The organism is Pseudomonas sp. (assembly GCF_049653025.1).
Classification (GTDB): Bacteria; Pseudomonadota; Gammaproteobacteria; order Pseudomonadales; family Pseudomonadaceae; genus Aquipseudomonas.
In genome coordinates this window covers 181659-199422 of the sequence record NZ_JBASFM010000008.1, presented here as the reverse complement: position 1 = coordinate 199422, position 17764 = coordinate 181659, and the positions used below count along the sequence as shown (strand labels likewise).

At 63.9% G+C, this 17764-nt stretch carries 20 protein-coding genes; 15 read left to right on the top strand and 5 right to left on the bottom strand.

Annotated elements, in window-relative coordinates:
• Positions 1 to 72: 72 nt before the first annotated feature.
• From atzF to WBK23_RS08675, 15 genes are all read left to right on the top strand, one after another.
• On the top strand, positions 73 to 1875 hold the full coding sequence (atzF, locus tag WBK23_RS08745) for an allophanate hydrolase (protein ID WP_424483584.1): 1803 nt from the start codon (positions 73 to 75) through the stop codon (positions 1873 to 1875).
• A gap of 2 nt (positions 1876 to 1877) precedes the next feature.
• Complete coding sequence (locus WBK23_RS08740; RefSeq protein ID WP_424483583.1) at positions 1878 to 2609, top strand: GntR family transcriptional regulator; 732 nt, start codon at positions 1878 to 1880, stop codon at positions 2607 to 2609.
• Positions 2610 to 2691: 82 nt separating this feature from the next.
• Positions 2692 to 3957: an urea ABC transporter substrate-binding protein gene (gene urtA, locus WBK23_RS08735; RefSeq protein WP_424483582.1), complete on the top strand. Its 1266-nt coding sequence runs from the start codon at positions 2692 to 2694 to the stop codon at positions 3955 to 3957.
• 116 nt (positions 3958 to 4073) lie between these two features.
• Positions 4074 to 5645 (top strand): urea ABC transporter permease subunit UrtB, encoded by a 1572-nt coding sequence (urtB, locus tag WBK23_RS08730; protein WP_424483581.1) that lies wholly within the window; start codon positions 4074 to 4076, stop codon positions 5643 to 5645.
• Positions 5645 to 6736: an urea ABC transporter permease subunit UrtC gene (urtC, locus tag WBK23_RS08725; RefSeq protein WP_424483580.1), complete on the top strand. Its 1092-nt coding sequence runs from the start codon at positions 5645 to 5647 to the stop codon at positions 6734 to 6736. Before urtB ends, urtC begins: the two co-directional genes overlap by 1 nt.
• On the top strand, positions 6733 to 7584 hold the full coding sequence (gene urtD, locus WBK23_RS08720; RefSeq protein ID WP_424483579.1) for an urea ABC transporter ATP-binding protein UrtD: 852 nt from the start codon (positions 6733 to 6735) through the stop codon (positions 7582 to 7584). The genes urtC and urtD overlap by 4 nt, the downstream gene beginning before the upstream one ends.
• Positions 7585 to 7679: 95 nt before the next feature.
• Positions 7680 to 8378 (top strand): urea ABC transporter ATP-binding subunit UrtE, encoded by a 699-nt coding sequence (urtE, locus tag WBK23_RS08715; protein WP_424483578.1) that lies wholly within the window; start codon positions 7680 to 7682, stop codon positions 8376 to 8378.
• A 63-nt stretch (positions 8379 to 8441) separates the two neighbouring features.
• Positions 8442 to 8858: a hypothetical protein gene (locus tag WBK23_RS08710; protein ID WP_424483577.1), complete on the top strand. Its 417-nt coding sequence runs from the start codon at positions 8442 to 8444 to the stop codon at positions 8856 to 8858.
• Complete coding sequence (locus WBK23_RS08705) at positions 8855 to 9688, top strand: urease accessory protein UreD (RefSeq protein ID WP_424483576.1); 834 nt, start codon at positions 8855 to 8857, stop codon at positions 9686 to 9688. Before WBK23_RS08710 ends, WBK23_RS08705 begins: the two co-directional genes overlap by 4 nt.
• On the top strand, positions 9688 to 9990 hold the full coding sequence (gene ureA, locus WBK23_RS08700) for an urease subunit gamma (protein WP_172143556.1): 303 nt from the start codon (positions 9688 to 9690) through the stop codon (positions 9988 to 9990). Before WBK23_RS08705 ends, ureA begins: the two co-directional genes overlap by 1 nt.
• 155 nt (positions 9991 to 10145) lie before the next feature.
• The gene (locus WBK23_RS08695; protein WP_424483575.1) at positions 10146 to 10658 is read left to right on the top strand and encodes an N-acetyltransferase family protein; all 513 of its coding nucleotides are present in this window, start codon (positions 10146 to 10148) and stop codon (positions 10656 to 10658) included.
• Positions 10655 to 11188, top strand: a complete 534-nt coding sequence (locus tag WBK23_RS08690) for a GNAT family N-acetyltransferase (protein ID WP_424483574.1) — start codon at positions 10655 to 10657, stop codon at positions 11186 to 11188. The genes WBK23_RS08695 and WBK23_RS08690 overlap by 4 nt, the downstream gene beginning before the upstream one ends.
• Positions 11185 to 11490 (top strand): urease subunit beta, encoded by a 306-nt coding sequence (locus tag WBK23_RS08685; RefSeq protein WP_424483573.1) that lies wholly within the window; start codon positions 11185 to 11187, stop codon positions 11488 to 11490. The genes WBK23_RS08690 and WBK23_RS08685 overlap by 4 nt, the downstream gene beginning before the upstream one ends.
• On the top strand, positions 11490 to 13190 hold the full coding sequence (gene ureC / locus WBK23_RS08680; protein ID WP_424483572.1) for an urease subunit alpha: 1701 nt from the start codon (positions 11490 to 11492) through the stop codon (positions 13188 to 13190). Before WBK23_RS08685 ends, ureC begins: the two co-directional genes overlap by 1 nt.
• Before the next feature lie 82 nt (positions 13191 to 13272).
• Entirely contained in the window at positions 13273 to 13749 is a 477-nt protein-coding gene (locus WBK23_RS08675) for a hypothetical protein (protein ID WP_424483650.1), read from the top strand.
• A gap of 1 nt (position 13750) precedes the next feature.
• Here WBK23_RS08675 and WBK23_RS08670 read toward each other — a convergent pair whose 3' ends face one another.
• From WBK23_RS08670 to WBK23_RS08650, 5 genes are all read right to left on the bottom strand, one after another.
• The gene (locus WBK23_RS08670) at positions 13751 to 14017 is read right to left on the bottom strand and encodes a DksA/TraR family C4-type zinc finger protein (RefSeq protein WP_424483571.1); all 267 of its coding nucleotides are present in this window, start codon (positions 14015 to 14017) and stop codon (positions 13751 to 13753) included.
• A 76-nt stretch (positions 14018 to 14093) separates the two neighbouring features.
• A complete protein-coding gene (locus tag WBK23_RS08665) occupies positions 14094 to 14957 on the bottom strand; it encodes an isocitrate lyase/PEP mutase family protein (protein ID WP_424483570.1) in 864 nt (287 codons plus the stop codon).
• Between the two features lie 138 nt (positions 14958 to 15095).
• Positions 15096 to 16085 carry a type II secretion system F family protein gene (locus WBK23_RS08660; RefSeq protein ID WP_424483569.1) on the bottom strand — a complete coding sequence of 330 codons (990 nt, stop codon included), beginning with the start codon at positions 16083 to 16085 and terminating at the stop codon, positions 15096 to 15098.
• 69 nt (positions 16086 to 16154) lie between these two features.
• Entirely contained in the window at positions 16155 to 16892 is a 738-nt protein-coding gene (locus tag WBK23_RS08655; protein WP_424483568.1) for a substrate-binding periplasmic protein, read from the bottom strand.
• Between the two features lie 70 nt (positions 16893 to 16962).
• The gene (locus WBK23_RS08650) at positions 16963 to 17742 is read right to left on the bottom strand and encodes a substrate-binding periplasmic protein (RefSeq protein WP_424483567.1); all 780 of its coding nucleotides are present in this window, start codon (positions 17740 to 17742) and stop codon (positions 16963 to 16965) included.
• Between the last annotated feature and the right edge of the window lie 22 nt (positions 17743 to 17764).

Here is a 17764-nt window from a genome sequence, read left to right as displayed (position 1 = left end):
TCCAGTTTTTAGAACTGGCATCCGCCTTGCTCAGGCCACCCCATCACTTGGATACAAGATGGGATTTAACGCATGAGCCAAGCACCGCTCGCCTTCACCCTCGCCGACTGGCAACAGGCCTACCGCGATGGCCAATCGCCTGCCGAACTGCTGCATAGCCTGCACCTTGAACTGAGCAGCGCCGATAACGCCTGGATCAGCCTGGCCAGCGAAGCGCAGCTCAACGCCCAGCTCGACACCTTGCCGGCGCTGCTGCAAAGCGTCGGCGGCGACCTGAGCAAGCTGCCGCTGTACGGCGTACCCTTCGCCAGCAAGGACAATATCGACGCCGCCGGCTGGGCCACCACCGCCGCCTGCCCTGAATTCGCCTACACCGCACAGGCCGATGCCACGGTGATCGCGCGCCTGCGCGCCGCCGGGGCGATCCTGCTCGGCAAGACCAACCTCGACCAATTCGCTACCGGTCTGGTCGGCACCCGCTCGCCTTATGGCGCGGTGCCCAACAGTTTCAACCCCGCTTACGTCAGCGGCGGTTCCAGCTCGGGCTCGGCCAGTGTGGTGGCGCGCGGCCTGGTGCCGTTTGCCCTGGGCACCGACACCGCTGGCTCCGGCCGCGTGCCGGCCGGCTTCAACAATATTGTCGGACTCAAACCGAGCAAGGGCTGGCTGTCCAATAGCGGCTTGGTGCCGGCCTGCAAGACGCTGGATTGCATCTCGGTCTTTGCCCTGACCGTCAGCGATGCCCTGAGCGTGGCGCAGATCGCCGGTGGCTATGACGCAGCCGATCCCTACAGCCGCAAGAACCCCAACAGCGCCAAGGTCGGCATGCCGGCCAAACCGCGTTTGGCAGTGCCGAGCAACCCCGAGTTCTTTGGCGATACGCAGAACCAGGCGGTGTTCGAGCAGGCCCTGGGCCAGCTGTGCGAACTGGGCGCGGAACTGGTGGAAATCGACTTTACGCCCTTCCAGCAGTTGGCCGAGCAGCTCTATTACGGCAGCTGGGTCGCTGAACGCACGGTGGCGGTGGAGGGCGTCAACCCTGAACATATCAACCCGGTGGTGCGCGGCATCGTCGCCAACGGCCACACGTACAGCGCCTGCGATGCCTACAAGGCCGAATATATCCGCGCCGAACTGAGCCGCACGATCAACGAAATCCTGACCGGCTTCGATGCCCTGGTAGTACCGACCTCGCCGACCCTTCGCAGCCTGGCCGAGATGGACGCCGAGCCAGTGCTGTTTAACAGCCAGTTCGGCACCTACACCAACTTCACCAACCTCGCGGACCTGTCGGCCCTGGCGGTACCCGCCGGTATGCGTGCCGACGGTCTGCCCGCCGGTATCACCCTGATCGCCCCGGCCTGGCACGACCAAGCACTCGCCGCCTTTGGCCAGCGCTGGCAGCAGGCCCTCAATCTGCCACTGGGTGCCACCGGCCGCGCACTGCCCGCGCAAGCTGCCAGCAACAGTCCAGCTCCGGGCTGCGTACGCGTCGCCGTAGTCGGCGCGCACCTGACCGGCATGCCGCTGAACTTCCAGCTGACCAACCGCGATGCCGTGCTGGTCGAGCAAACCAGCAGCGCCGCCACGTATCGCCTGTATGCTCTGCCCGGCACCGTGCCGCCGAAACCCGGCCTGGCGCGAGTGACCGAAGACGGCGCGGCGATCATCGTCGAGCTGTGGGATATCCCGCAGGCGCGCTTTGGCGAATTTGTCGCGGAAATCCCCACCCCGCTGGGTATCGGCAACCTGCAGCTGGCCGACGGCCGCTGGGTCAAAGGTTTTATCTGCGAGCCCTGCGCCCTGAACGGCGCCCGCGATATCACCAGCTTCGGCGGCTGGCGCGCGTTTATCGCCAGCCAGCAGCAGGCCTGAGCATGCAACTGACCGGCGCAGCGCGCACAGCTAAAGAGCGTCCGGAGAATCTCGCCGAGCGCATCTACCAGCAGCTCAAGGACGACATCTTTGAGTTCCGGCTGCTGCCCGGTGATCGCTTCTCCGAAGGAGAGATCGCCGAGCGCATGGCGGTCAGCCGTACGCCGGTGCGCCAGGCGCTGTATCGCCTGCAGCGTGAGGATTACCTGCAGGTGTATTTCCGCAGCGGCTGGCAGGTCAAGCCGTTCGACTTCGCCCATTTCGAAGAGCTGTACGAGGTGCGCATCGTCCTCGAACTGGAGGCTGTGCGGCATTTGTGCGAGCGCCCCCAAGACGAGCAATCCGCCGCACTGGTGCAACTTGAGCGCACCTGGTTGGTGCAACCCGAGCAACGTTTAGCGGACGGCCGCGAAGTCTCACGCCTGGATGAGCGTTTTCACTGCCTGCTGGTCGAGGCCGCTGGCAACCGCGAGATGGCCCGCCTGCACGCCGAGATCAGCGAGAAGATCCGCATTATCAGGCGTTTGGACTTCACCCAGAGCCCGCGCGTGGCGGCCACTTATGAGGAACACGGAGAAATTCTCGCGGCGATTTTGGCGCGCCGGTGCGAAGAGGCACAGCTATTGCTCAGGACCCATATAGAGGTCAGCAAGGCCGAAGTGCGCAAGATCACCCTGCACATGCTGCACAGCGCGCGTCAGCGCAGCATGCCGGCACCCGAAGTGGCCCCTTAGGCGTAGACCCTGTTTTCACTGCCAGACAAACAACTAAAAACCAGCAGTTCAAATACCTAAGCTCGTGAATGGAGATCGCACCATGCAACGTCGCAATCTGATCAAGGCCTTTACCCTGTCCGCATCCATCGCCGCCATGGGCATGACCTGGACCGTGCAAGCCGCCGAGACCATCAAGGTCGGCATCCTGCACTCGCTGTCCGGCACCATGGCCATCTCGGAAACCTCGCTGAAAGACATGGCGCTGATGACCATCGACGAGATCAACGCCAAGGGCGGCGTCAACGGCAAGCAACTGGAAGCCGTGGTGGTTGACCCGGCCTCCAACTGGCCGCTGTTCGCCGAGAAGGGCCGCCAGCTGCTGACCCAGGACAAGGTCGACGTGGTCTTCGGCTGCTGGACCTCGGTGTCACGCAAGTCCGTGCTGCCGGTCTTTGAAGAGCTCAACGGCCTGCTGTTCTACCCGGTGCAATACGAAGGCGAAGAGATGTCGCCGAACGTCTTCTACACCGGCGCCGCGCCAAACCAGCAAGCCATCCCGGCGGTCGAGTACCTGATGAGCGAAGACGGCGGCGCGGCCAAGCGCTACTTCCTGCTCGGCACCGATTACGTCTACCCACGCACCACCAACAAGATCCTGCGCGCCTTCCTGATCAGCAAGGGCGTGGCCGAGAAAGACATCGAAGAGGTCTACACCCCGTTCGGTCATAGCGACTACCAAACCATCGTCGCCAACATCAAGAAGTTCTCCGCCGGCGGCAAGACTGCGGTGATCTCCACCGTCAACGGCGACTCCAACGTGCCGTTCTACAAGGAACTGGCCAACCAGGGCCTGGAAGCCACCGACGTACCGGTGGTGGCCTTCTCCGTAGGTGAAGAAGAACTGCGCGGCATCGACACCAAGCCGCTGGTCGGCCACCTGGCCGCGTGGAACTACTTCCAGTCGGTGGAAAACCCGGTCAACACCGCGTTCGTCAACAAATGGAAGGCTTACGCCAAAGCCAAGGGCCTGCCGGGCGCGGACAAAGCCGTGACCAACGACCCGATGGAAGCCACCTATGTGGGCATTCATATGTGGGCGCAAGCGGTCGAGAAAGCCGGCACCACTGACGTCGACAAAGTGCGCACCGCCCTCTACGGCCAGACCTTCGCCGCGCCGAGCGGCTACACCCTGACCATGGACAAGACCAACCACCACCTGCACAAGCCGGTGATGATCGGTGAAATCCAGGAAGACGGGCAGTTCTCCGTGGTCTGGGAAACCAGCAGCCCAGTCCGCGCCCAGCCGTGGAGCCCGTTTATCGAAGGCAACGACAAGAAGCCGGATTACGCGGTCAAGTCGAACTAAGCAACTGCCAGTAAGCCCGGATGTAATCCGGGAACGCCCTGCCCGGATCGCATCCGGGCCAAGGCTTGCCACCCGCCGCGCCAGCGCGGCGGGTGGTACTCCCAAAGGACTGCCCTATGCCCACTGCCTTTACCCGAATTCTGCTGAGCCTGCTGTTGCTGCGGCCCATGGCCGCGCACGCCGGTGACGCCCAGGACTTTGTCACCGCCAACCCGGCCAAGCAGGCCAGCCTGCTGGAAAGCTGGTCCGCCGCCCCGGATAGCGCGCGCCTGCCGCTGCTCGAAGCCCTGCAACAAGGCCGCGTCGCCGCCGACAGCAGCAAAACCGCCTTTATCGAAGTAAGTGGCGTGTATCAGCCCGCCGAAGGCGAAGCTGTGCCCACTGAAACACCGCGCAAACTGCGCCTGAATAACCGCCTACGCGGGCTGATCGGCACCGCCATGGCCAGCCACCAGCTGCTGGCCGACGACCCGGCGCTGCGCCTGGCAGCCGCTCAGCAACTGCAGAAGAGCGCCAAGCCAGCGCAGCTGCAACTGCTTAACGCCCAGGTCGCCAGCGAGACCGACGACGGCGTGCGTGATGCCCTGACTCTGGCCCTGGCCAACCTGCAGCTGGTCGACAGCGACCTGGCCGTGCGCCTGGCCGCTGTACGCCTGCTCGGTGAAACCGGCGACCCGCTGGCCCGCACGCGCCTGGAAACCCTGCTCGACCCGGCCGTGGAAAGCGACCCAACGGTACGCACCGCCGCCGAAACCAGCCTGGCCCAGGTCAAACGCAAACTGCTGATTGGAGAGCTGCTCGGCCAGGCCTTTAGCGGCCTGTCGCTCGGCTCGATTCTGCTGTTGGCGGCGCTCGGTCTGGCCATCACTTTCGGCCTGCTCGGCGTAATCAATATGGCCCACGGCGAGATGCTGATGCTCGGTGCCTACTCCACCTATATGGTGCAGGTGCTGTTCCAGCGTTTCGCCCCGGAAGCCCTGGCGCTCTACCCGCTGGTGGCGCTGCCCGTAGCGTTCTTTGTCACCGCCGCCATCGGCATGGCGCTGGAACGCACGGTGATTCGCCACCTCTACGGTCGCCCGCTGGAAACCCTGCTGGCTACCTGGGGCATCAGCCTGATCCTGATCCAGCTGGTGCGCGTGATCTTCGGCGCGCAGAACGTCGAAGTGGCCAACCCCTACTGGCTGTCCGGCGGCATCCAGGTGCTGCCGAACCTGGTGCTGCCGTACAACCGCATCGTGATTATCGGCTTCGCCCTGTTTGTGGTGGTGCTGACCTGGCTGCTGCTAAACAAGACCCGCCTCGGCCTTAACGTCCGCGCCGTGACGCAGAACCGCAATATGGCCGCCTGCTGTGGCGTGCCGACCGGTCGGGTGGACATGCTCGCCTTCGGCTTGGGCTCCGGTATCGCCGGTCTCGGCGGCGTGGCCTTGAGCCAGATCGGCAACGTCGGCCCCGATCTCGGGCAGAGCTACATCATCGACTCGTTCCTGGTGGTGGTACTCGGTGGTGTCGGCCAACTGGCCGGTAGCGTGATGGCCGCCTTCGGTCTGGGCATCGCCAACAAGATTCTCGAACCGCAGATCGGTGCCGTACTCGGCAAGATCCTTATCCTCGCGCTGATCATTCTGTTTATTCAGAAACGCCCGCAAGGTCTGTTTGCTTTGAAAGGACGGGTGATCGACTGATGACTATGCCCCTGAATCAAACGCTATTGGCCCGCGCCAGCGCCAAGCTCGGCCCGCAAGTGTCGATCGGCATTGGCCTGCTGGTACTCGCCGTGCTGCTGGCCATGCCGCTGCTGCACCTGCTGCCTGCGGACAACTCCCTACACGTCTCGGCCTACAGCCTGACCCTGGTCGGCAAAATTCTCTGCTACTGCATCGTCGCCCTGGCGCTCGATCTGGTCTGGGGTTACGCCGGCATGCTGTCGCTCGGCCACGGCCTGTTCTTCGCGCTGGGCGGTTACGCCATGGGCATGTACCTGATGCGCGAAGCAGCCGGCGACGGCCTGCCAGCCTTTATGAGTTTCCTCGCCTGGACCGAGCTGCCCTGGTACTGGTACGGCACCAGCAACTTCCTCTGGGCGCTGTGCCTGGTGGTGCTGGCCCCTGGCTTGCTGGCGTTGGTGTTCGGCTTCTTTGCCTTCCGCTCGCGGATCAAGGGCGTGTACTTCTCGATCATGACCCAGGCGCTGACCTTCGCCGGCATGCTGCTGTTCTTCCGCAACGAAACCGGCTTCGGCGGCAATAACGGCTTTACCAATTTCAGGACGATTCTCGGCTTCGACATCACCTCGGCGCACACCCGCGCGGTGCTATTTCTCGCCACAGTCGCCTTACTCGTGGCCAGTCTATATCTGGGCTGGACGCTGGCGCGCAGCAAGTTCGGCCGGGTGCTGACGGCGCTGCGCGATGCGGAAAACCGCCTGATGTTCTGCGGCTATGACCCGCGCGGCTACAAGCTGTTTATCTGGGTATTGAGTGCGGTGCTGTGCGGTTTGGCCGGCGCGCTGTATGTGCCGCAGGTGGGCATTATCAACCCCAGCGAGATGTCGCCCACCAACTCCATCGAGGCCGCCGTCTGGGTCGCCCTCGGCGGACGCGGCAGCCTGATCGGCCCGCTGCTGGGTGCCGGCCTGGTCAATGGCATGAAGAGCTGGTTTACCGTGGCCTTCCCGGAATACTGGCTGTTCGCCCTGGGCTTCCTGTTTATCGTCGTGACACTGTTCCTGCCCAAGGGCGTGATCGGCCTGCTGAAGAAGGGAGATAAGCAATGAAAACCCTGCCGATTCCGGAACTGATGCTCGAACCGGTGTTCGATCCCTCAGGCACTGGCCGCGATGCGATTGGTGCCAGCAAGGTTGCGCAGAAGGGCCTGAATATCCGTCACGGCACCATCCTGACCCTGGAAGATATCAACGTCAGCTTCGACGGTTTCAAGGCGCTGACCAACCTGACCCTGTATATCGGCGTCGGTGAACTGCGCTGCATCATCGGCCCCAACGGTGCCGGCAAGACCACCATGATGGACGTGATCACCGGCAAAACCCGCCCGGATAACGGCGTCGCCTACTTCGGCGAAACCCTCGACCTGACCCAGATGAGCGAGGTGGAAATCGCCCAGTCCGGCATCGGCCGCAAGTTCCAGAAGCCGACGGTGTTCGAGGCGCTGAGCGTGTTCGAGAACCTCGAACTGGCGCAGAAAACCAACAAGTCGGTGTGGGCCAGCCTGCGCGCCAAACTCAGCGGCGAGCAGAAAGACCGCATCGATGAAGTGCTGCAGACGATCAAGCTCGACAGCTCGCGCAATCGCCCGGCGGGGCTGTTGTCCCACGGCCAGAAGCAGTTCCTCGAGATTGGCATGCTGCTGGTGCAGGACCCGCAACTGTTGCTGCTGGATGAGCCGGTGGCGGGCATGACCGACGCCGAAACCGAGTTCACCGCCGAGCTGTTCAAGTCGCTGGCGCGCAAGCACTCGCTGATGGTGGTGGAACACGATATGGGCTTCGTCGGCAGCATTGCCGACCACGTCACCGTGTTGCACCAGGGCAGCGTGCTGGCCGAAGGCTCGCTGGAACAAGTGCAGGCCGATGAGCGAGTGATCGAGGTTTATCTCGGCCGCTAACGCATACCTGTGGGAGGGGCTTTAGCCGCGAGCGCTTAAAGCTCAAAAGCGTCGCGGCTAAAGCCCCTCCCACAACACGAATAAGGGACAAAACCATGCTGCAAGTCCAACAACTGCATCAGTACTACGGCGGCAGCCATATCCTCCGCGGCCTGTCGTTCGACGTGAAGGTCGGCGAAGTCACCTGCCTGCTCGGCCGAAATGGCGTGGGCAAAACCACCTTGCTGAAATGCCTGATGGGCCTGATCCCGGCCAAGCAAGGCGCAGTCAACTGGGAAGGCCAACCGATCACCGCATTCAAGCCGCACCAGCGCGTGCACGCCGGCATCGCCTACGTGCCCCAGGGCCGGGAAATCTTTGGCCGCCTGACCGTGGAAGAAAACCTGCTGATGGGGCTTTCACGCTTCCCTGGAAGCGAAGCCAAGGTGGTGCCGGAATTTATCTACGAACTGTTCCCGGTGCTGCGCGAGATGCAGCAACGCCGCGGCGGCGACCTCTCCGGCGGTCAGCAGCAACAGCTGGCCATCGGCCGCGCACTGGCCAGCAAGCCACGCCTGCTGATCCTCGACGAGCCCACCGAAGGCATCCAACCCTCGGTGATCAAGGAGATCGGCGCGGTGATCAAGAAGCTCGCCGAGCGTGGCGATATGGCCATCCTGCTGGTCGAACAGTTTTATGACTTTGCCGCCGAACTGGCCGACCAGTACCTAGTGATGAGCCGTGGCGAGATCGTCCAGCAGGGCCGTGGCGAAACCATGCAGGCCGATGGCGTGCGTGGATTGGTCGCAATCTGAATGGCGACGCCGCACCTGCACTTTGCGCATAATCAGGCTTTCGCCCATGGACTCGAGGCCCCCATGCCACCCTTGCGCACGTTGCTTCTCCCGCTCACGGCACTGGCCGGCATGGCCCTGGTGATCTGGGCCGGCAGCCTGCCGGACTACTGGATGCTGCGCACCATGCCGGTCGGCAGCGAAGCGGTGTATCCGCTCAAGCCGGTGCTGATCTTCTGCGCCATCGTTCTGGCCGAATGCGGCCTGCTGCTGGCGGTATTGCGCCCGCGCTCCTACTGCCGCTCCTGGGGCCGCGCCCTGTGCGCCAGCGTGCTGGCCTTGGGCCTGGCGCTGTTCTGGATTCAAGGCATGCTGCATGCCCCGCCCTACTACGGCATGCACCTGCAATGGTGGCTGGCGGTCAACCTGGGGCTGGTACTGCTGACTGCTTACTCCGCATTTCAGGCCTGGCGGCAACGCCGTGCCGGGGTAGCGGCGTGAACGCACCCGCCGCCTTGTTTACCCCCAGCTGGCACGCCGAGCTGGAGCTGGGCTATGGCCGCGATGGCGATTGCACGCGGCCGACCCTGCGCCGCCATAAAGGCCCGCTGCGGGTGCAGAAGCACCTGTACGCCGAAGGGCCCGAGGTGTGTCAGCACATCATCGTGCACCCGCCCGGCGGGATTGCCGGCGGGGATCGCCTGGATATCTCGGCCACTGTTGGTGCGGGTGCCTGGGCGCAGCTGACCAGCCCCGGCGCAGCAAAGTGGTACCGCGCCGCCGGCCCGGCTTACCAGAGCCTCAGGCTGCGCGTCGAGGCCGGCGCAACCCTGGAATGGCTGCCGCAGGAGACCATCGTCTACGCCGCCGCCCAGGCCGAACTGAATACCGATATCGAACTGCTCGGCGATGCCAAGCTGCTCTACTGGGATATCGTCGCCCTCGGCCGCCCGGCCAGTGGCGAACGCTTCGACGCCGGGCACTTTCAAGCGCAACTGAATATCCGCCGCGACGGCCAACTGCTCTGGCACGAACGCCAGCGCGTGGTCGGCGGCGATGGCCTGCTCGACTCGCCCATAGGCCTGGACGGCAAACCGGTGTTCGCCACCCTGCTGATCAGCGGTGAAATCGACGGCGAACTGCTCGAACGCTGCCGCAGCCTAAGCACGCCGGTGCGCGGTGACCTGACCCAATTACCCGGCCTGCTGGTGGCCCGCTGCCTGGCCAGCGAGGCCCTGCACGCCCGCGCTTGGCTGATCGAACTCTGGCACCTGCTGCGCCCAGCCCTGCTCGGCCGCACCGCCGTGCCCCCACGCATCTGGAGTACCTGATGGACCTGACCCCGAGAGAAAAAGACAAACTGCTGATCTTCACCGCCGGCCTGGTCGCCGAGCGTCGTCTGGCACGCGGGGTAAAACTCAACTACCCGGAAGCCATGGCCTATATCTCCGCCGCACTGCTCGAAGGCGCGCGTGACGGCCAGACCGTCGCCGAGCTGATGCACTTTGGCACCACCCTGTTAACTCGCGATCAGGTGATGGAGGGCATCCCGGAAATGATCCCAGAGATCCAAGTCGAGGCCACCTTCCCCGACGGTACCAAACTGGTGACCGTCCATCAGCCGATTGCCTGAGGAAATCGCCCAATGCCTACTGCGCTTGCCCATGCGGCGTTGCAAGCCGTCTCGGATTGCTCATTGACAGACGTCAACTCCGCATCCTCGCCGACTTGCGCCTTGCCTGAGCTGCGCTCGCTACGGCCTTGGACGACTTCCTGGAGACACGAAGAATGATTATTCGCGATGCCCGCGACGACGACCTGGAAGCCATCCGCGCCATCTTCAACGACGCGGTACTCACCACCACGGCGATCTGGATGGACGCCATCGTTGACCTGGCCAACCGCCAGGCCTGGTTGGCCGCACGCCGCCAGCAAGGCTACCCGGTGCTGGTGGCGGTGGACGCCGATGACAGTGTGCTCGGCTACGCCGCCTACGGCGACTGGCGCCCCTTCGACGGCTTCTGCAACACCGTGGAAAACTCCCTGTACGTACGCGCCGACCAGCGCGGCCGGGGCCTCGGCGTACTGCTGCTCGGTGCACTGATCGAACGCGGCAAGGCCGGCGGCAAGCACGTGATGGTCGCCGCCATCGAGAGCGGCAACCTCGCCTCCATCGGTCTGCACCAGCGCTTCGGCTTCAGCATCACCGGACAAATGCCCCAGGTAGGGCGCAAGTTCGGTCGCTGGCTCGACCTGACCTTTATGCAACTGACCCTTAGCCCCGACAGGAGCGCGCCATGATGCTGACCATCGAGCGCCTCAACGCGGCAGATTTTGAGTCTTATCGCCAGGGCCTCCTGAACCTACTGCTGGACTCCGTTGCACAGGGAGCCTCGGTGGGCTTTCTCGCCGACCTGGATACGGCCGCCGCCAGCGCCTATTTCGACCAGGTACTGGTTGGGTTGCGCGACGGTTCCCACCTGCTCTGGCTGGCCCATGAGCAGGGCCAGGTGTTGGGCAGCGTGCAACTGGTGTTGTGCCAGAAACGCAACGGCCTCAATCGTGCCGAAGTGCAGAAGCTACTGGTGCACAGCAACGCCCGCCGCCGCGGCATCGCCAACAGCCTGATGCAGCGCCTGGAGGGCGAAGCGGCCGAACTGCAACGCGGTTTGCTGTATCTGGATACCGAGGCCGGCAGCGACGCCGAGGCCTTCTACCAGGCCCAGGGTTACACCAGCATCGGCGGCCTGCCCGATTACGCCTGCGGCCCGGACGGTACCTACCGAGCCAACGCCATCTACTACAAGACCCTGTCGAGGCCCCTGCCATGATTCCCGGCGAATACCAGATTCAGGACGGCGAGATCGAACTCAACGCCGGCCGCCGCACCCTGCGCGTGACCGTGGCCAACAGCGGCGATCGGCCGATCCAGGTCGGTTCGCACTACCACTTCTTCGAAACCAATGACGCGTTGGCCTTTGATCGCAGCGCGGCGCGAGGTATGCGCCTGAATATCCCGGCCGGCACCGCCGTGCGCTTCGAGCCGGGGCAGTCGCGTGAGGTCGAACTGGTCGACCTGGCCGGCCATCGCCGCGTATTCGGCTTTGCCGGCCGCGTGATGGGAGACCTGTGATGAAGATTTCCCGCCAAGCCTATGCCGATATGTTCGGCCCCACCGTCGGCGACAAGGTGCGCCTGGCCGATACCGAGCTGTGGATCGAGGTGGAGCAGGACTTCACCACCTACGGCGAGGAAGTGAAATTCGGCGGCGGCAAGGTGATCCGCGACGGCATGGGCCAGGGCCAGCTCTGCGCTAAAGATGTAGTCGACACGCTGATCACCAACGCGCTGATCATCGACCACTGGGGCATCGTCAAGGCCGACGTCGGCTTGAAGGACGGCCGTATCGCGGCGATCGGCAAGGCCGGCAACCCGGATATCCAGCCGGACGTGACCATCGCCATCGGCGCGGGCACCGAAGTGATCGCCGGCGAGGGCATGATCCTCACCGCCGGTGGCATCGATACGCATATCCACTTTATCTGCCCGCAGCAGATCGAGGAGGCGCTGATGAGCGGCGTCACCACCATGATCGGCGGCGGCACGGGACCTGCCACCGGCACCAACGCCACAACCTGCACCTCCGGGCCCTGGCATATGGCGCGCATGCTGCAAGCCGCTGATGCCTTCCCGATGAACCTGGGCTTTACCGGCAAAGGCAACGCCAGCTTGCCGGAGCCTTTGATCGAGCAGGTCAAGGCCGGGGCCATCGGCCTCAAGTTGCATGAAGACTGGGGCACCACCCCGGCGGCGATCGACAACTGCCTGAGCGTGGCCGACCAGTTCGATGTGCAGGTGGCGATTCATACCGACACGCTGAACGAATCCGGCTTTGTCGAAACCACCCTGGCCGCGTTCAAAGGCCGCACCATCCACACCTATCACACCGAAGGTGCTGGCGGCGGTCACGCGCCGGACATCATCAAGGCCTGCGGCTTGCCCAATGTGCTACCGAGCTCGACCAACCCGACCCGGCCGTTCACCAAGAACACCATCGACGAACACCTGGACATGCTGATGGTCTGCCACCACCTCGACCCCAGCATCGCCGAGGACGTCGCCTTCGCCGAATCGCGTATCCGCCGCGAGACCATTGCCGCCGAAGACATCCTGCATGACCTCGGCGCATTCAGCATGATCAGCTCCGACAGCCAGGCCATGGGCCGCGTCGGCGAGGTGGTGATGCGCACATGGCAGACCGCCGACAAGATGAAAAAACAGCGCGGCCCGCTGCCCGGCGACGGCCCGGGCAACGACAACTTCCGCGCCAAACGCTATATCGCCAAATACACCATCAACCCGGCGATCACCCACGGCATCAGCCATGAAGTGGGCTCCATCGAAGTGGGCAAATGGGCCGACCTGGTGCTCTGGCGCCCGGCGTTCTTCGGGGTTAAACCCACGCTGATTCTCAAGGGCGGGGCGATTGCCGCCAGTCTGATGGGCGACGCCAATGCCTCGATCCCCACCCCGCAGCCGGTACATTACCGACCGATGTTCGCCAGCTATGGCGGCAGCCGACATGCCACCAGCATCACCTTTATCAGCCAGGCGGCCTTTGATGCCGGCGTACCCGAACAGCTGGGGTTGAAGAAGCAGATCGGCGTGGTCAAAGGTTGCCGCGAGGTGCAGAAAACCGACCTGATCCACAACGACTACCTGCCGACCATCGAGGTGGATGCGCAGAACTATCAGGTCAAGGCCGATGGCCAGTTGCTCTGGTGCGAGCCGGCCGAGGTGCTGCCGATGGCGCAGCGTTATTTCCTTTTCTGACCTATGGCGTTGGACAATCACCGCGCGAGGCTAGACTGCAAATTCCAGCACTCGCGCGGGAGGCACCATGTACCGTTTAACGATGCGGCAAAGCCTGTTCGGTTACCTATTGCTTATCAGCCTGACGCAGGCGCAGGCGCAAACCCTGACGCCCCTGCAGGGCCAGAGCCAGCAACAGATCCAGAGTGACGTCGCCGCCTGCCAGGCCCAGGCCGGCACGACCTCGAGCAGTGCCACGACCAGTACCAATGACAGCAATGGCGGTGAACGCTTGCGCGGAGCCGCCAAAGGCGCAGCGGTCGGCGCAGCAGCGGCCCAGGTACGCGGTAATCAGCATGATGAGATTTATGACCGGGTGGATGACGACGTCAAGCAGGAGTACCGGCAGAACCAGGCCCGCGACGCGGCCGCCGTCGGGGTCGTGGTCGGTGGCTCGCGCCTGCGTCAGGACCGCCGTGAAGACCGCCGCAGCGCCGACGCAACCGCCCAGTCCCAGAGCAGCGCGGACCAGGCCTACGTCAACTGCATGAGCGGGCGCGGCTACTCAGTTACCCCCTGACTCAACGTAACTGGCTGTCCTTGCTGCCGCGGCGGTTGTAGCCGCTGAAACGGGCCTGCTCCTTGTCGTGCACGGTCTGGCAGGCCACGCACAGGTGCACGCCGGGAATGGCCTGGCGGCGCGCCTCGGGAATCAGCGCGGCGCATTCTTCACAGTGGCTCAGGCTCTCGCCGCTGGGCAGCTGGCTACGGGCGCGCTGGATGGCGTCCTCGATGCTGCTGTCGATCTGTTCCTGCACCGCACCATCATTTGCCCAACCGCCGGCCATCAGCCTCACCCTCCGCTATGCGCGCGCCTCTAGATATGCGCCGGTATCCGGCGAATCTCAAGAGCCCGCCGTCGCCCTACTCCTTGACCTCCATAAACTCCCGGGCCCAGACGATGTAGTCCTCGGGCTGGGTGTACTTGTGGGTCAGCTCGGTGGCGTTGAGGTCGCAGAGTTCGGCCCCGCGCTGCTCACGCAGGCAATCGTAGGTGGCCTTGATCGCCGCGAAGTAGGCCGCATGGCCGTTGACCACGATACGTACGCCAAGCCCGGCCAGGCGCGCGTTGTCGCGCAGCTTGGGATTGCCATAGGTAACCAGCATCAGCGGGATGCTCAACGCCTCGGCGATCTGCTCCAGGTGGGCAAAATCCTCGACCCCGACCAGGCAGATGGCATCGGCACCGGCGGCTTGATAAGCCTGGGTACGGCGAATCACCTCGCTGACATCCAGCACCCCGGCATGGGTACGGGCGATGATCGCCAGGTCCGGATCGACCCGCGCCTCCAGGGCCGCGCGAATTTTGCCAACGCCCTCGTCGATACCAATCAAATCGGTGGATTTGCGCCCGAACTGTGCCGGCAGCAAGGTGTCCTCGATGGTCAGCGCGGCAATCCCGGCACGTTCCAGTTCGACCACGGTACGCATCACGTTGAGCGCATTGCCGTAGCCGTGGTCGGCATCGGCGATTACCGGCAGGCGGCTGACCCGGCCAATCCGGGTGGCCTGCTCGACGAACTCGCTCAGGCTGATCAAGGCAAAGTCCGGTGCGGCCAGAACTTGTAGTGACGCTACAGAACCACCCAGGATGCCCACTTCGAAACCAAGATCGGCGGCAATCCGCGCTGCCATGGGGTCAAACACTGAAGCCGTGTGATAGCAGCTGTTTGAAGCAAGAAGCGCACGAAATTGCGCGCGAAGGTCGTGATGCGAGGCTCTTTGCATGGGATGCACCATCGGTCATGGTCGATTCTGAGCGAGGATTATGTAGCAGAACTACAAAAGCCGTCATGTAGTAAAACTACATAATCGACCAGCAACCTTGCTGCCGGCTTTCAGTACGCTGACAACAACCTTTTAACGTCAGCCCAACTCGGCCGGCAACCGCGGACCAAAGCCTGCGCCCGTGAGCAGCCCATAGGCCATCCACAGCATCACCCCGGCATACAGCAAGCGCGGCAGCCAGGTGGCCAGCTGTTCAGTCAGGCTGTCGAGCTTCTGGGTTTCCAGGGCGGCGTAACGCAACAGGCTGGCCGGCAAGGTGCCGCTGGCTTCGCCGGTACGCACCAGGCCGAGGAGCAGTGGCTGGCCAGGGAAGTCGAGCGCAGTCAGGGCTTGTGCCAATGACTGGCCGCGCTGCACCGCCGCGCCAAGCTGAGCGAACTGCGTGCGCAAGGCCAGGCTACGCAAGGTCGCAGCGGCCTTGGGCAAGGCATCCAGCAGCGGCACACCGGCGTCGAGCAGCAATCCCAGGCTGTCGAAAAAGTCGCGCAGATTGCGCCGGATACTCGCCGTGCCGAGCAACGGCACATAGCCCTGCAGCTGGTCGAGCGGTGTAGCGCGAGTGGCGGCCTGGCCATCACGGGCAAACAACCAGCGCCCCAGCTGATACAGCACGGCAAGCAGCAGCAATGGCCACAGGCACTGCCACAGATAAGCCACGGGGCTGAGCTGACCGCCCACCAGCGCCGGTAGCGGTTGGATAAACAGCGCCAGCCCCAGCACGGCTGCCGGCATCAGCAACCGCGACTTGATTGCGGCCGCCTGTTGCGCCCGGTGCGTATAACGTTCGGCCAGGCGCTGGTACACCGCGGCCATGCAGCCACTGGTTTGCGCGGCGTGCAACAGGTTGCTCTCCAGCGGGCTGAACAAGCCGCTGCGCAGGCCGGCGCTGGCCATATCACTGCCACCGGCGATCTGCTTTTGCAGGCGGTCCAGGGCCGCACGGGCGCGAGCGGGCACACTCAGGCTGAGCAAGGCGCGCTCGACCGGCACGCCGGCCTTTTCCATAGCGGCGAGGTGGCCAAACAACTGCGCACGGGTTTGCAGGCTGAGGATTGCGGCGACAGGCATGGAGTGGCTCAGTTCGAATGGGAGATCAAGCATGCAGCCTAACAGCCTGATAGCGCTGCCGGCAGTCGGCTAGTCGTTGGCCAGTGGCATTTCCGCATCCGGCAGCCAGCGGCGAAATATCGCGGTAAAGCTGCCATCCTTGCGCATTCCCGCCAGCTCTTGACGCCAACGCTCGACCACCGCGGCATCGGTTTGCGGGGAAAAGGCGATGTAGTAGGCCGAGCGCATAAAGGGCAGGTGAGCCTGCACCTGATCCGGGCGCAGGCCGCCGCTGGCCAGCTCGTCCTTGAGGGTCAGGTCCTCGGTGGCGATCAGCTGCACGCGACTGTGCTTGAGCATGGTCACCATGTTTTTCGAACTGCTCACCCCGTAGAGGTTCTTGAAGCCGCGCGCACTGAGGGTCTCAAAGGTGTACCACTGCTTCGGCACCGCCAGCGGACCACTGGCGGCCGCCTGCTCGAGGCTGGTGAAACTCAGGTTGCGCGATTTCAGCGAGTAGAAACTGGTGGTGCCGATCAGCAGCGGGCCGACCCACTGGAACTTGGCTTCACGTTCGGGGGTGCGCACCGTGGAAAAAATCGCCGTATCGGCCTGCTCCTGGGCCAGTCGGTAGGCGCGCGTCCAAGGCAGCAGTTCGATGTGCGCGGCATGCCCGGTGCGTTTGATCAGCACGCGAACGATATCCACCGCCAGCCCGTGCAGCTCGCCGTCACGGCTGAAACTGGTCGGCGGTGCCTCCTCGGTCAGCAGTTGCAGCTCGGCCACGGCATGCCCGGCCGCACAGCACAGCAGCCAGGCACTCAGCATGCAGCATCGTTTCAGCAAGATGGATCCTCCCCGCCTGGCTTCAGACTAGCTCAGCACAGGGCAAGGCGTGCTAAGGCGACGGCTGGGCGAGTGGGGATGGCATTTCATGGGAGCGGGCAAACCAGTGCTGGTGAATGCGTTCCAGGTTGCCATCGCGCTTGAGTGTGTTGAGCGCCTGCTGCCAGCGCTGCACCACGGCCGGGTCGGTGTTGTTGGAGAAGGCGATATAGGAATCATTGTGCATAAAGGTGAATTGCAGCTCGACATCGGCGCGGCTCATGCCCACCTGCGCGAGCATGTCGTCCAGCGCCAGGTCATCGGCCACCAGCAACTCGATCCGCCCATGCTTGAACATCTTCACCATGTGCTGCGGGGTCGGCACGCCGTAGAGGTTGTCCAGGCCCTGGTCACTGAGAAACTCGTGGGAGTACCACTGTTTGGGCACCGCCAGGGTGCTAAAACGCCCGACATCCGCCAGGCGGCGCACATGCAGCCCGGAGTCACGGCGCGCGTAGAAGCTGGTGTAGCCCTGGGTAATCGGCCCGACCCACTGGAACAACGCCTCACGTTTGGCCGTGCGCACGACGGTAAACAGCGCGCTGTTGGCTTCCTGCTGCACCCGCTGATAGCCACGGGTCCACGGCACCACCTGCACCGTGACCGCTTGCCCGGTGCGCTGAATCAGCAGCTCGACTACATCCACCGCCATACCGGTCAATTTGCCCTGATCCATATAGCTCAGCGGCCGGTATTCCTCGGTGTACAAACGCAGCGGTTCGGCCAGCGCCGAGCCGCCAACGCAGCACGCCAGCAGCCCCAGCCACGCACAGAGTTTGGAATTCAGCCTCATCGGAGCACACCTGCAAGAACAG